The organism is Neobacillus terrae (genome assembly GCF_011393025.1).
GTDB lineage: Bacteria > Bacillota > Bacilli > Bacillales > Cytobacillaceae > Neobacillus_A > Neobacillus_A terrae.
On the sequence record NZ_JAAOEO010000011.1, the window covers coordinates 23,430 to 37,530 of the forward strand.

Annotated in this window: 12 protein-coding genes and 1 other annotated feature; of the genes, 7 read left to right on the forward strand and 5 right to left on the reverse strand. The window is 38.1% G+C overall.

Features of this window, described 5'->3' with window-relative positions; translation table 11 throughout:
- Window positions 1-46 precede the first annotated feature (46 nt).
- Window positions 47-1,894 carry a M6 family metalloprotease domain-containing protein gene (locus G8761_RS16105; protein WP_166028469.1) on the forward strand — a complete coding sequence of 616 codons (1,848 nt, stop codon included), beginning with the start codon at window positions 47-49 and terminating at the stop codon, window positions 1,892-1,894.
- Window positions 1,895-2,116: 222 nt separating this feature from the next.
- Window positions 2,117-2,331 (forward strand) — a binding site (T-box leader).
- Window positions 2,332-2,380: 49 nt separating this feature from the next.
- The gene (locus G8761_RS16110) at window positions 2,381-3,721 is read left to right on the forward strand and encodes an amino acid permease (RefSeq protein ID WP_166028471.1); all 1,341 of its coding nucleotides are present in this window, start codon (window positions 2,381-2,383) and stop codon (window positions 3,719-3,721) included.
- 33 nt (window positions 3,722-3,754) lie between these two features.
- Here G8761_RS16110 and G8761_RS16115 read toward each other — a convergent pair whose 3' ends face one another.
- Window positions 3,755-5,302, reverse strand: a complete 1,548-nt coding sequence (locus G8761_RS16115; protein ID WP_166028473.1) for an MDR family MFS transporter — start codon at window positions 5,300-5,302, stop codon at window positions 3,755-3,757.
- Window positions 5,303-5,491: 189 nt separating this feature from the next.
- Here G8761_RS16115 and G8761_RS16120 point away from each other — a divergent pair, with 189 nt between their 5' ends.
- The gene (locus G8761_RS16120) at window positions 5,492-6,391 is read left to right on the forward strand and encodes a TetR/AcrR family transcriptional regulator (protein ID WP_166028475.1); all 900 of its coding nucleotides are present in this window, start codon (window positions 5,492-5,494) and stop codon (window positions 6,389-6,391) included.
- Between the two features lie 108 nt (window positions 6,392-6,499).
- On the opposite strand, the gene G8761_RS16125 is transcribed toward G8761_RS16120, so the two are convergent.
- The 3 genes from G8761_RS16125 to G8761_RS16135 form a co-directional block, all read right to left on the reverse strand.
- Window positions 6,500-7,471, reverse strand: coding sequence for a proline dehydrogenase family protein (locus G8761_RS16125; protein ID WP_166028477.1), 972 nt, complete (start codon window positions 7,469-7,471; stop codon window positions 6,500-6,502).
- A gap of 530 nt (window positions 7,472-8,001) precedes the next feature.
- The gene (locus G8761_RS16130; protein WP_166028479.1) at window positions 8,002-9,198 is read right to left on the reverse strand and encodes an MFS transporter; all 1,197 of its coding nucleotides are present in this window, start codon (window positions 9,196-9,198) and stop codon (window positions 8,002-8,004) included.
- A gap of 401 nt (window positions 9,199-9,599) precedes the next feature.
- The gene (locus G8761_RS16135; RefSeq protein ID WP_166028481.1) at window positions 9,600-9,965 is read right to left on the reverse strand and encodes a winged helix-turn-helix transcriptional regulator; all 366 of its coding nucleotides are present in this window, start codon (window positions 9,963-9,965) and stop codon (window positions 9,600-9,602) included.
- A 200-nt stretch (window positions 9,966-10,165) separates the two neighbouring features.
- On the opposite strand from G8761_RS16135, the gene hxlA reads away from it, so the two are divergent.
- The 3 genes from hxlA to G8761_RS16150 all read left to right on the forward strand — a co-directional run bounded on the left by hxlA (window position 10,166) and on the right by G8761_RS16150 (window position 12,179).
- Window positions 10,166-10,798, forward strand: coding sequence for a 3-hexulose-6-phosphate synthase (gene hxlA, locus G8761_RS16140; protein ID WP_166028485.1), 633 nt, complete (start codon window positions 10,166-10,168; stop codon window positions 10,796-10,798).
- A gap of 5 nt (window positions 10,799-10,803) precedes the next feature.
- Complete coding sequence (gene hxlB, locus G8761_RS16145) at window positions 10,804-11,361, forward strand: 6-phospho-3-hexuloisomerase (protein ID WP_166028487.1); 558 nt, start codon at window positions 10,804-10,806, stop codon at window positions 11,359-11,361.
- A 98-nt stretch (window positions 11,362-11,459) separates the two neighbouring features.
- Complete coding sequence (locus G8761_RS16150) at window positions 11,460-12,179, forward strand: 3-ketoacyl-ACP reductase (RefSeq protein WP_166028489.1); 720 nt, start codon at window positions 11,460-11,462, stop codon at window positions 12,177-12,179.
- Window positions 12,180-12,384: 205 nt separating this feature from the next.
- On the opposite strand, the gene G8761_RS16155 is transcribed toward G8761_RS16150, so the two are convergent.
- Window positions 12,385-12,600, reverse strand: a complete 216-nt coding sequence (locus tag G8761_RS16155; RefSeq protein ID WP_166028491.1) for a twin-arginine translocase TatA/TatE family subunit — start codon at window positions 12,598-12,600, stop codon at window positions 12,385-12,387.
- 542 nt (window positions 12,601-13,142) lie between these two features.
- Here G8761_RS16155 and G8761_RS16160 point away from each other — a divergent pair.
- On the forward strand, window positions 13,143-13,979 hold the full coding sequence (locus G8761_RS16160) for an STAS domain-containing protein (RefSeq protein ID WP_166028493.1): 837 nt from the start codon (window positions 13,143-13,145) through the stop codon (window positions 13,977-13,979).
- Window positions 13,980-14,101: the final 122 nt, after the last annotated feature.

Consider the following 14,101-nt stretch of genomic DNA (forward strand, 5'->3'; position numbering starts at 1 on the left):
ATTCTGATATATTTGAAATGTAAAATTTTTAAAGGGGTGGTTTTTCTTGTTAAAAGTTCTTTCTAAGTCAGCCTTAGCTCTGGCAATGGCCGGAAGCATCGGATTCGCAGGAGTTCAAACTCATGATGCGCCTGCAGTAAAAGCACAATCAAAATCCACATACGGACTGAGCCTGGCTCATTATGTTGGTGCCGCTCCTGAATTAGCGGATAAGGCAAAGCAATTGGGCAAAGACATTGAAAAAAATGATCCTGCAGACAAAATTGCCAATCAAGGCACAAAATTCGAACAGGCTGGAAATAATCATGTAACACCTCAGCCAGCTGTCGGTGATGTACCTGTACTGGTTATTTTGGCAAAGTTTAAAGATGGTGACGAACCAAAGGGTGATCCAAAGGGACAAGTACCAGCTAAATATTTTGACGATCTAATTTTTGGAAATCACTATAATCCTTACGAGCTCGATGAGTTTAAACAATATGCTGAATTTAATGGTGTAAAGGCACCGACAGATAGCACTATGCAAAACATTTACAAGGAATCAAGCTACGGTAAAGTTACCCTGGTTAAAAAAGATAATACAGACCTTGTTTGGGTTGAACTGCCAAAAGGCGCTTCCTATTATCTTGACCAGGATGGAAAATACGCGGAAAATGGAAAATATGTAAATGGAAATGTAAATGGCGATGCCCATAATGGTGAATTGGTTTCAGATCTTTTCAAAGCTGCTGATAGTGTAGTAGACTACTCAAAATATGCAGTTAACGGGCAAGTTCCTAACGTATTTATCGTTCATGAAGGTACAGGTGCCGAGTTCAGTGGTGACCCTGCACAAATCTGGTCACATAAATGGAACGCTTTGAGCGCACTTTATTATGGAAAATATTATGAAACTGGTTTCGGTGCTGACGATATAAACCGTGACGGAATTGAATCATATGAGGAATGGAATACGTGGTATACACAATTCCTAAAAGATCATACTTATGACGGAGTATTAGTAAACAATTACAATATCCAACCAGAAATTGGCGGTAACGTTGCCGGATTTAATGCTGCAACTGGCGGATATGATGATGCTTCAAAAACTGGTCCATTCCCTGGACAGGCAGGGGTTTTCGCACATGAATTTGGACATGCACTTGGCTTACCTGATTTATACGATACAGCCTATACATCCCAAGGAGATGGTAACTATTCCATGATGGCAGGCGGTTCATGGATGCGCTATCCTGATGCGGCTGCTTATAGCGGTAACTCACCAACTCATTTCGATCCGTATTCAAAGATGTTCCTTGGATGGGCTAGTCCAATAGTTGTTAATCCTGAAGACGGCGTTAAAACTATTAAGCTAGATCCAGTTAACAAAGCTGATTCCGACAAGGCATTTGTTAAGATGGAAGTTCCAGGATCTAACGGATCTGAGTACTTCTTATTTGAAAACGTTCAGCAAGATGGCTTTAACAAAGGCTTAATTCGTGAGGGAAAAGATGCTCACGGCCTGGTTGCATGGCATGTAGACGAAAACGTAATGAAGCAATACAGAACTCCAAACAATGTAGAAAACTGGATGAACAAGCGATTCCAATCCAACCAGTCTATTACTTTGTCAACTGGAACAGTAATTTCTCATTATGGTTTGTCTGTTGTTCAGGCAGATGGCAAATATGACCTTGAGCATTACGTAAACCGCGGGGATGCTGGTGACTTCTTCAAAACAGGAAGCAGCCTGACTCCAGTAACAAGCAATGTCCATACAGGTTCCTACTACTTCTGGAAGGGCTATAGCTCAACTCCAGCCGATTCAGGAATTCATGTAACAGATATTAAAGAAAATGCAGATGGATCAATTACTGCAAAATTCTTCTACAATTTTAATAGCTCAGTAAAGTAATAATCTGTTTAAAGGAGACACATGGAGATGTGTCTCCTTTTCATTTGAATTATAGTTTAATAAACATATATTCAAAACCGTTTTACTTTCACCACATAGAGTAAATAACATCCCATATACTTAATTAAAAATTATCTGATTGACAAGAATGCAAAATATGATATATTAATATAAAATACTTTATCACTTAAAAGCGTTTAAGCACCAAACCATAAACGAATATAAAATGTGTAGATGGGAACGCAGTAGTTTTTGTTTCTTGATTAAAGAGAGCTGGTGGCCGGTGCAAATCAGTACAAGAGCAGAAATGAATTACACTTCCTGAGCAGCTTTTTCTTTTAGATAAGGAAAAGACGGCATTGCCGTTATCTTAATGAGTGGCAAGCAGTTTCTGCTTGCAATGAGGGTGGTACCGCGATTGTCCAATCGTCCCTGCTGATATATTTAGCAGGGACTTTTTTATTTTATAATGAGAGGAATTTCAGCATGGAGAATAACCATCAATTAAAAAAAGGATTGTTGCCAAGGCATGTTCAATTTATTGCTTTGGCAGGAATGATTGGTACGGGAATTTTTAAAGGAAGTTCGGATACATTGAATCTTGCAGGCCCAAGTGTAGTTCTTGCATATTTAGCAGGAGGTTTGCTGCTGTTTATTGTAATGGCTGCTTTGGGTGAGATGGCAATCGTTTATCCAAATTTAAATGTGCAGAACCTCGTCCATAAAGCATTTGGGTTTCGAATTTCATTTATTGTTGGATGGCTGTACTGGATTAACTGGATTCTCGTTACAGTAGTAGAACTGCTCGCAGCGGGAAGCTTTTTGCAATACTGGCTCCCTTCCACTCCTTTATGGATTTTAAGCTTTATTTGTGCGGCGGTTATCATCGGCATTAACCTTTTTCAGGTGAAAAATTATGGGGAGATGGAATTTTGGTTCGCAGGAATTAAAATTTTGGCGCTTATCGCTTTTATCGTCTTGGGTGCTCTTATATTATTTGGAGTTCTTCCAAGCCAGGTTCATGATCCATTCTCAAACTATACAGCACATGGTGGATTTTTCCCCCACGGAATAAGCGGCACTTTGAGTGCTCTTTTAGTTGTTATGTTTTCATATGGCGGCGCTGAACTCATTGGGGTCACCGTTACTGAGGTAAAGAATTCTGAAAAGGTACTGCCAGGCATCATCAAAGGTGCAGTATGGCGTGTAATTATTTTTTACATCCTTCCTATCTTGATTATTTGCGGAATGATTCCATGGAACAAAGTCTCTTCAGTCGATAGTCCGTTTGTACAGGTATTCAGTCTTTCCGGTTTGCCAGGGGCTGCCTCCATTATGAACTTTGTACTTTTGACAGCTGTATTGTCTGCAGCGAATTCAGGAATTTACGCTACATCAAGAACTCTTTTTAGTATGGCCCAAAGCGGTGAGGCTCCAAAAAGCTTGTTAAAAACAACCAGAAAAGGAATACCTCTTAACGGAATAATGATTACCAGTGTCTTTATCCTCGGAGGAGTATCTTTAGCATACATTACTCCTGATCAAATTATAGGTTATATGATGACCATTCCTGGCTTCTCTGTTTTATTAATCTGGATAGCGATTTGTGCAGCCCAGTTCAAACTTCGAAGAGACTACAAAGTAAAACCAGAGTTTCAATTAAAATGGTTCCCTTACACCAACATTATTGCAATTGCAGCCCTGGCATTTATTTTTATTTTATTTCTTTTCAATAAAGACAATATCATTGGGTCAATTGTTTGTGTTGTTACGGTTTTATTGTTAATTTTATTTTCTTTTTTAAAAAAATCAGGTAATAGCAAATAAAACAAAAGAGGATGGCGCAAGCGCGCCATCCTCTTAGTTTTCTGCTAATTTGGATACTGTCCTTTGTTCAGAAGTATTTTTTTCCATTGCGTCTTCTGCTGGCTTTGAGCGTTTGATGAATAATGCAAGTACAAGAGCTACACCACAAATAAAGGTTGCAATCAAGAAAGAATAATTGATCCCATTTAAAAGTGCCTGGTTAGCTATATGCTGCTTCATTTCAGAAATTGCTGCCGGATTTGGCGGTTTATGAGTTGTTTGTGCAACCTGGGTCATTTTTTTCATTGCAGCCGCACCAAGCTCTTTGCCCTTTGATTCTGCCCGGTTTGTCATTATTGTTACCATTAAAGCAGTACCTATTGCACCCGCTACCTGATTTAAAGTGTTATTCATGGCAGTCCCATGAGGATAAAACCTTCTTGGCAGCTGGTTTAAGCCATTTGTTGAAACTGGCATCATGATCATTGACATTCCAAACATACGAACAGAATATAAAATGATCAGATGAGTATAAGTAGTTGTTAGGGAAAGCTTACTAAACTCGTAGGTAGTTACAGTCAGTATAATTAAACCAATAATCGCAAGAATCCTTCCGCCTACTTTATCAAACAATTTCCCAGTAATTGGAGACATGAACGCCATTAAAATGGCACCTGGCATTAATAGCAAACCAGCATCCATCGGTGTTATCCCCCGAAGGTTTTGCACATAAATAGGCAAAAGCAGCATGCCGGAGAACAACGCCATATTTACGACCATTGTAATAACCGATGATAAAGCAAACATAGGATATTTATAAATCCTAAAATTAAGCAATGGCATTTCCATTTTGACCTGTCGAACTATAAATATAAATAAGGAAATAACCCCAACAATAATTGTTCCATAAACCAGAGGGCTATCCCAGCCTTTGCTTCCGGCCGAACTGAAACCATATAAAATTCCGCCAAAACCAATACTTGATAATAGAAGAGACAAAATATCCAAACGCAAATTCACTTTTGCTTTTTTATCCTTTATCATAAAGAACCCTACTAAAAGGATGATAAACGAAATAGGTGTGACAAAATGGAATAGCATTCTCCAGTCATAATGTTCAATAATCCATCCTGATAAAGTTGGTCCTATTGCTGGAGCGAACATAAGAATCAAACCAAAAACACCCATTGCTGCTCCCCTTTTTTCAATCGGGAAGCTTACAAGCATTACATTCATGAGCAGTGGCATTAAGATTGCTGAACCCGAAGCCTGAAGAAGCCTTCCCGTCAACAATAAAGGAAATACATGGGCGAAGCCCGCAACTATTGTACCAACCGTGAATAATCCAAGCGCAGCCAGGAATAATCGGCGAACCGTATACTTTTGAATTAAATAGGCCGTTGAGGGTATCAATATACCATTCACAAGCATAAATCCCGTAGTCAGCCACTGTACAGTAGCCGCTTCTATCTTCAAATCCTTCATTATGGAAGGAAGCGCTATGTTTAATAACGTGTTATTTAAAAATGCAATAAAGGCTCCAATCATGAGAACCGCAATAATTCCGTAAGGCGGACGATCAGCCTTTTTTACGTCTTCCATTCTTTATCCCCCTGTATATAATTTAGTCTATAATTTCCAATACTCATTTCGCATAAAGACTATAATATACTAACGGTACAAATATATCAATAGAAAAATTTCGCTTACCTAAATGGTTTGGTATAATCAATGATATAGAGTAGCATGTTTATTATACAGTCAGTACAATTTGATTTTTCAGGTGATGAAATGAATGACAGAAAACAGCTTGTTGTAAAAAAGGCTCACGAATTATTTATTGATAAAGGTTTCCAGGCTACTTCCATTCAGGATATATTGGATTACAGTGGAATTTCCAAAGGAACCTTCTATAACTATTTTTCATCAAAAAACGAGTTATTAATCGCCGTTTTTAAAAGTATAACGAAAATGATGGAACAGGAGCGCAATAACCTGCTCATAGGCCAGGATCCAGCCAACCTGGAAGTCTTCGTTAAACAAATTGAATTACAATTGACTTTAAATAGGAAGCATAAGCTCCTTTCTCTTTTTGAAGAAGTTTTTGTTTCGAACGATCCGGAGTTAAGGCAATTTATCAGACGAAATCACTTAAGGTTTATCCACTGGGTATATCAACGGTTTACAGATTTATTTGGCGAGGATAAAAAACCCTTCTTGCTGGATTGCTCAATTATGTTTATGGGCATTCTCCAGTACAATTTAAAATACAGTGCCATGGCAAAGGGAACCAATTTAAGCATCCATCAAATTTCCCGTTATTCCGTGGACAGGATTGTTAAAATAGTAGAGGAAGTATCGAAAACGGGAGCTCAGCTTATACAGCCTCATCAGTTGGAAGAGTGGCTGCCACAGTATAATAAAACAAATCAAATTTTTCGGGAAAATTTCAAAGAGGCACTTAAGCCCTTATTAAAGTCTCTGTTGCAAATTCCGGAAAGTGAAAAGTACCTTGAGCTTTTAGAATTTATCAAGGATGAAGTTATAAAAACCAGGATGCCAAGAAAATTTTTGATTCAAAGTGCTCTTCAATCTTTGCAATCTGCCGGTGCTCTGTTAGGAGAAAAACAAGTAGAAAATTTTAGAAGGCTTGTTGATAGTTACTTAAACCAAATAAAGGAAAAAGAATAGTTTGCTTTTTTGAAGTCTTTTTTATAAAAGAGGCCCTAGGGATCAAGAATGACATACTCCCAAAACAAAAGCCCAATCCGAGGATTGGGCTTTTGCATACTTATTCTATTATTTTTTCCCTTTAGAAAGCCTTCCCAGGATAAAGGCACCGGCTGCAAGGCCGATAACTGTGTTTGTCTTTTTATTAAATACCTGTTTGGCTACAAGATTTAAGTTTTGTGGTCTTTCTGCAAGTCGGCGCATGAAGTAACCGTACCAGTCTTTTCCGAAAGGAACATATGTACAGAAGTTATATCCTTCGCTTGAGAGCTTCAATTGCAGGTCTTTTCTGAAACCATAAAGCATTTGAAATTCAAATTTATCGTTCGGAATATTATTCTTTTTCACAAACTCCTTCACATGATTGATGATCCGATGATCATGTGTGGCAATGGAAGTGAACTTGCCGTTTAACAAATGCCATTCAGTAAGTTTGAGGAAATTTCCATCAATTTCTTTTTTATCCTGGTAGGCGATTTCTGCTGGCTCTTTATAAGCTCCTTTAACAATACGCAGGCGATAATTACTATATCTTTCAAGAAGCTCCTGTGCTTCATGAAAATAAGCTTGAATTACTGTACCTACATTTTCATAGTCAAATGACAGCGCATCCAAAAGATCGAATGATGGCTGAAGATGGCCGTAATCTTCCATATCCAGATTAACAAAAATACCATATTGGTTTGCTCTGGTTACAATTTCTTTTAAGTTGTTGAGACAGAAGGTATAATCAATATCCAGCCCCAATTGGGTAGGTTTTAAGGAAATATGGGCATCCACTTTGTGTTCGTTAATGGCTTCGATCACTTTAAGGATTTGTTCTTTAGCTTCTGTTGCTTCTTCCTCTTTAAAAACAAATTCTCCTAGATTATCAACAGTACATGAAATCCCCTGAGCATTTAATTCTTTAATGCTTTTTATTACTTCTTCAATATTGGTTCCAGCAACAACGCTTTGTGCTCCCATTTTTAATCCATATTTTTTTGCAGCGCTGTTTAAAAATTGATTTTGGGACAAGCCAATGAAAAAGTCCTTCAACATAAAACATTCTCCCCTAGTTTTTATATTTTTAGCTCTGTTAATTTGTACTGTTGATTTTTTAAAAAAGGCTCTTTTCGTAAACTTTGTTGTTTTTATAAGCAAAAATAGACTCGCTTTCCGCGGGCAATCCGCGAGCCTTCTCGGTCGCTAACGACCTGCGGAGTCTCGCCTGGCTTGCTTTTCCCGCAGGACGTTGAGATTGCATCGGTGAATCATCACCGCACGAAGAAAATGCAAATGCATTTTCGAGGATCTCGCCTATTTTTGCTCGCAATTTCTTCAAATAGCAACAATCTCTTAAAAAAGAGCCTTAAAAAAAGACGTATAACCAACAACATCGTTTAACATTGCCAATATTTTTAAAACCATTATAGCATACCTTTTGTAATATAAATATTTTTAAAAATTTTCTCAATATAGTTATTTCAACACAACAGTAGTGAAATATTAATGGAGAGCAAATTAAAGGACTTCCGAAATGGAAGCCCTTTTAGATAAAAATTTTCTATTATATTTCTACTAAATTATTATTACTTTTGCCATGATTTTACAGGTAAGAACGAGAGTTTAATAGATAGTGGAAATGCTAAAAGAAGCAGACAGACGATAAAGCTAATAACTCCCTTCCAGCCAAAGTGGGACCAAAAAAACCCTCCAACAGTTCCTGCAAGACTTGAACCACTGTAGTAAAAGAATAAATACAAGGAAGATGCCTGGGCCTTTTCTGTCTTGGCCCTTTTCCCCACCCAACTGCTGGCAATGGAATGAGCACCAAAAAATCCAAAAGTAAAAATGGCAATACCTATAACTTTAACTATTAAAGGATCTGTAAGAGTGATAGCTGCCCCCGTAAGCATAATAATAAGCCCTGTCCAAAGGACCTTTTGGCGGCCGATTCTGTCTGATAAACGGCCCATCCAAGTAGAGCTAAATGTGCCAGTTAAATATACGATAAATATCCAGCCGACAATGGTCTGGCTTAGCATGTAAGGTGGTGCAAGCAGCTGGAAACCGATATAATTATAAAGAGTTACAAAACTGCCCATTAAAATAAAGGCAATTCCATATAAACAAAGCAAAGCAGGATCCTTAAGGTGTCCTATAAGAGACGCGAATAAATTTTTAAATTTTAAAGGCTTTGGCGTAAAATACTTGGACTTAGGCAGGTTCAGCCAAAACCAGATACTGAGTGCTAGGCTTATAACACCAATACAGCCCATAGCGATTCGCCATGAAAAAAGGTCAGTAATCGATCCCGTGATAATCCGGCCTGCCATTCCGCCAATTGAGTTCCCGCTTATATAAATCCCCATTGCAGCACCGAGACTATTAGTATCTACTTCCTCACCCAGATAAGCCATTGCGATAGCTGGAAGGCCAGCAAGGACAACCCCCTGCAGAATTCTAAATCCAATTAAGGATCCAAATGAGGGACTTAAAGCAGTTATCATTACTATAAGTGATGAAAGTAATAAGGATGCAGCCATTACAATCTTACGGCCCCAGGCTTCTGATAAAGAGCTTGTTAATAGCATGGAAACCGCAAGTGTAAAAGTGGTTACCGAAAGAGTCAAACTTCCTGTTGATGCAGATACATGAAACTCTTTCGAAAAAACCGGCATCAGCGGCTGTACATCATAAAGTATGGAAAAAGTAATAAATCCCCCGGCAAAAAGGGCGAAATTAGCTTTACGAAATTCTGTCGTTCCCTGCTGAAGCTTACTCAACGAAAAACCCTTCTTTCTTATCTTCGCTTCCCATTTACTTTACTCCTCTAAATCGTAAAACTCAAATGAAAAAAGTGATTAAAAAGACACACTGTTCAAATGAAGGCTCTACCCTGAAATAACTGTGGATAACTGTTATTTCATTCATTTGTGTGCCAATTTTTTTGCATTGGTGTGTTGTTAAACCCAGTTGTTTAAATGTAATGACATCAGCTGACACTCCTCGAAAATGCATTCGCATTTCCTGGATGCTAGTTCAATCTCGTTCGGAAAAACGAGCTGGCAAGGCCCCAAAGCGAGGCTGGCGAATAGGGAGCCGATTCCCTATTTTATCATCAGTAAAAAATCAGCACTAAACAAAAAGAAAAACCACAAGTTCTCTCACTACTTGTGGTTTTTCTTTATTTATTTGAAATTTTTATTTCTTCTTCGGTTTCAGCCACGTTTTCCATATAGTTTTTACCCCATTCGTACATAGAATCCAGAATTGGCATTAAGCTTACACCTTGCTTAGTCAGCGAGTATTCCACTTTTGGAGGTACTACTGGGTATACCTTTCGGTCAATAATTAGGTCTTCCTCCAGCTCTCTCAATTGGTTAACAAGCATTCTTTGAGTTATTCCGGGAATAAGAGATTTGAGCTCTCCAAACCTTTTTGTCCCTTCTTTGCCCAGATGCCATAAAATCAACATTTTCCACTTACCGCCGATAACCGAAAGCGTTAGTTCTTTTTCACAATTGAATGTTTTATTTTGTAAACGTAACAATAGTATCACCCCTAAAGCCCAGTGTAACACATAGTATACTTTTTGACACTATGTAAGATTAAAGTGCGTACTTACATTTATTTTTCATTCTATATATAATTGCATATGTACCTTGGATAGTCTTCCCGGGGATTATCGTTTGTACAAAGGGTAAATTAAAGTAGCACCCAATTTTCTTAAATAATGAGGAGTGAATATAAATGGAATTACAATTGGCATTAGATTTAGTTAATATTCCTGAAGCCCTTGCTTTAGTAAAGGAAGTAGAAGAACATATCGATATCGTTGAAATAGGAACTCCAGTGGTAATCAATGAGGGCCTTCGAGCTGTAAAGGAAATGAAGGAAGCTTTTCCTAATTTAAAAGTGCTAGCAGACCTTAAAATAATGGATGCAGCCGGATATGAGGTAATGAAGGCTTCCGAAGCAGGAGCAGATATCATTACTATTCTGGGACAAGCAGAGGATATGTCAATAAAAGGTGCAGTAGAAGAAGCAAAGAAGCAAGGCAAACAAATACTTGTTGATATGATTGCTGTAAAAGACCTTGCTGGACGAGCAAAAGAGGTAGATGAAATGGGCGTTGATTATATCTGTGTACACACCGGATACGATTTGCAAGCCGTTGGCAAAAACTCTTTTGATGATTTAAAAACCATTAAATCCGTTGTTAAAAATGCTAAAACAGCTATTGCTGGCGGCATAAAAATGGATACACTTGCTGAAGTGGTAGAGGTAAACCCTGATCTTGTTATTGTAGGCGGCGGCATTGCGAACCAAGATGATAAAAAAGCAGCAGCTGAAAAAATGCAGCAAATGATCAAACAAGGTTAATTAAAATGAGGACTGTGCAATATTTATCTGAGATTATAGAAGAGCTTAAGCGAAGTGTTGAGTTAATTTCAGACGAAGAAGCAGAAAAACTGGTTAATGGAATATTGGAAGCGAAAAAGGTTTTTGTGGCTGGAGCAGGCAGGTCTGGATTTATGGCAAGGTCCTTTGCCATGCGAATGATGCATATGGGAATAGATGCTTATGTAATTGGTGAAACTGTAACTCCAAACTTTGAGCCAGATGACATCCTAATAATAGGGTCGGGCTCCGGAGAAACCAAAAGCCTGGTTTCAATGGCTGAAAAAGCAAAAAGTATTAGTGGCAAAATTACCGCAGTGACCATATTCCCTGATTCCACTATAGGAAAACTGGCGGATTTTACAATTAAGTTGCCTGGATCTCCTAAAGACCAAACCGAAGGAGATTATAAAACCATTCAGCCAATGGGATCTCTGTTTGAACAAACCCTGTTGCTTTTCTATGATGCCATAATACTTAGGTTTATGGAAAAAAAAGGCCTGAATACAGGAAAAATGTATGGACGGCATGCTAATTTGGAGTAGGTTCTGATGGAAAGGCTGCAATTATTTGCAGTCTTTCTGTTGGCGTTTAAAACCTGGGTTTGATATTATTTATCTTTTATTAAAAAGGAGTGACAGCAATGATTTCATTAAAAGGAAAAAACGCATTGATTACCGGAGCTGGCCGGGGCATTGGACGTGCGACTGCGATCGCTTTAGCAAAAGAAGGCGTAAATGTGGGACTGGTCGGTTTAACCATGTCTAATCTAGAAAAAGTTGCTGCAGAGCTTGAACAGTATGATGTAACCGTATCAGCTGCTACAGCTGATGTGTCTGATCTTGATGCAGTAACCCACGCAGTTGAACATATTAAGTCTGATCTCGGTTCGATTGATATTCTTGTTAACAATGCAGGAACAGCAAAATTTGGAGGCTTCCTTGACCTTTCCCCTGAAGAATGGGAAAAAATCATCCGTGTTAATTTAATGGGTGTTTACAATGTAACAAGAGCAGTCCTTCCAGACATGATTGAGAGACAGTCTGGGGATATCATGAATGTCTCTTCCACTGCTGGACAAAAGGGAGCACCAGTAACAAGTGCCTATAGCGCATCCAAATTCGCGGTACTAGGCCTGACGGAATCCCTCATGATGGAAGTCAGAAAGCATAATATCAGGGTAACAGCTTTAACCCCTAGCACTGTTGCTACCGATTTAGCAATCGAAACAAACCTTATTTCAGGTAATCCGGAAAACGTCATGCAGCCTGAAGATCTTGCTGAATTGATTGTAGCCGGATTAAAACTGAATCCAAGAGTTGTTCTTAAAACAGCTGGTTTATGGACAAACAATCCTAAATAAAAAGCAAAAGCAGGGGCTCATCTGGCTCCTGCTTTATTTTTATCGGAAAGAGTATTTTCTCGGCTTCACTCCTTGATTGTAAAACGTAAAATCAAGTTTACCAGCGCGAATTCTCCTTTTTATTCCGAACGGTCCTTATTAGAAAAACTTGGCATTCGCCAAGTCCTAGTTTCTCAAAAAGGAAAGACTGCCTTCTTGGAGAAAATTATTTTTTTAAATCGACTTTTTCTTGCTTAATTTCTTTAACCTCTTCGGATATTTCTTTTCTTATATCTTCTGTAATATCCTCAGTAGCTTTTTTAAATTCTCTTAAGGATTTACCAACTGCACGTCCAATTTCAGGCAGCTTATTTGGGCCGAACACAATGAGTGCGACAACAAGGATTAAAATGACCCCTGGCATTCCAATATTAGATAACATAACTTCATCTCCTGTTGAGATATTTCATAAAGGTATCACCATTATAACGAATATAAGGGATATTTTCATTAAAATTTGATGAAGGAGATATTAATTAAGCCCAGTTCAATTAAATTTGTTATCAGAAGTTTTTTTCTAAAAGGCTCTGATAAAGCTCATTGTTGATTTTTCCTTAATTTGATTGAAGCAAAAGGCGCGTGACTCCTCGGAAATCCTCAATTATGCTTTCGAAAAATTTCGCTCGATGTAAATTCCTGGATGCTTTCCTTGTGCTATTGCATTTCCTTCGTGCGTGGGCGATTTCAAGGGTGCTATTCAATGTCCTGCGAGAAAAAAGTGGTCGCCGGAGCAAAAATCAACAGGCAAGATCAACAAAGCCTTCTAATAAATTAGTCTTAAAACAAATTTTGATATATGGGGCTTTTATCAATTTTAAAAAAATAAATGTTAAAACAGGAAGGATTTCACCATGCTCATAGTGTAAATTAATAATAAAGCAGTAAATCCTTCAGAGAAACTAACCTATTGGAGAGTGTTTGAAAATGGAAACGACCTATATCCTAAGTCAAGAAATGAAGAAATTTATCAAGACAAACAGGGATAGATTTGAAAATAAATTGCTTTCTGAAGCAGTTAATGTTGCTTCAAATATTAATGATATTTTAAAAAAGGGCAATATAGACCTCTTAAAAAATGCCAAAAAATTGATCCTTTATGTAGTGGAACAACATGATGAGGAATTGACCGAGTTTGCTAACCAAGAAGGCATTGCCTGGGCAGAGCATTCATTAACACTTTCATTCAAATTAGAATGGGTGCAGGCAATCAGACGTACATTGTGGCATTTCCTTTATCAGCTTGACCAACCAAAGAATCTTATGACGAAACGCGAAGAGTATTACGACCTTGAAAAAATGATTAATGACCGGGTGGATAAATTCCTCAATACCTTTTTCCTAAGTTACTCTACCTATAAGGATGAGATGCTAAACAACCAAAGAAAATTAGTTGAGCATTTGTCGGTTCCAATTATTCCGGTTAGCCCTTCCGTATCTGTCTTGCCGCTGATTGGTACAATCGATTCCTATCGAATTCAGACCATTGAGGAAAAAGTTTTGTTCGATATCGCCACTTTAAGAGTCCAGACACTTGTTATGGATCTTTCCGGTATTGCAACAATGGATATGGATGTTATCGATCATTTTCAAAGAGTATTAACAGGAGTTTCTATGATGGGATGCAAAGCTGTCCTTACCGGCCTCCGCCCAGAGCTTGTCAGAAAAATGATTCATGCGGGAATCCGCTTTGATAATAAAGCAGAAACCAAAGGTACACTTCAGGAAACTTTAAAAAAATATCTTTCATTTGAACAAAACTAATAAGTCAAGATTACATATGGGAAAGACCTTCCTCGGTAAAGCAGGTACTTTTCCTCCGTACGATGATATAGCTGACGAAGCCTTTCTTGCCTGGCCGTCGTGTGTTCATAATTATGGATAAA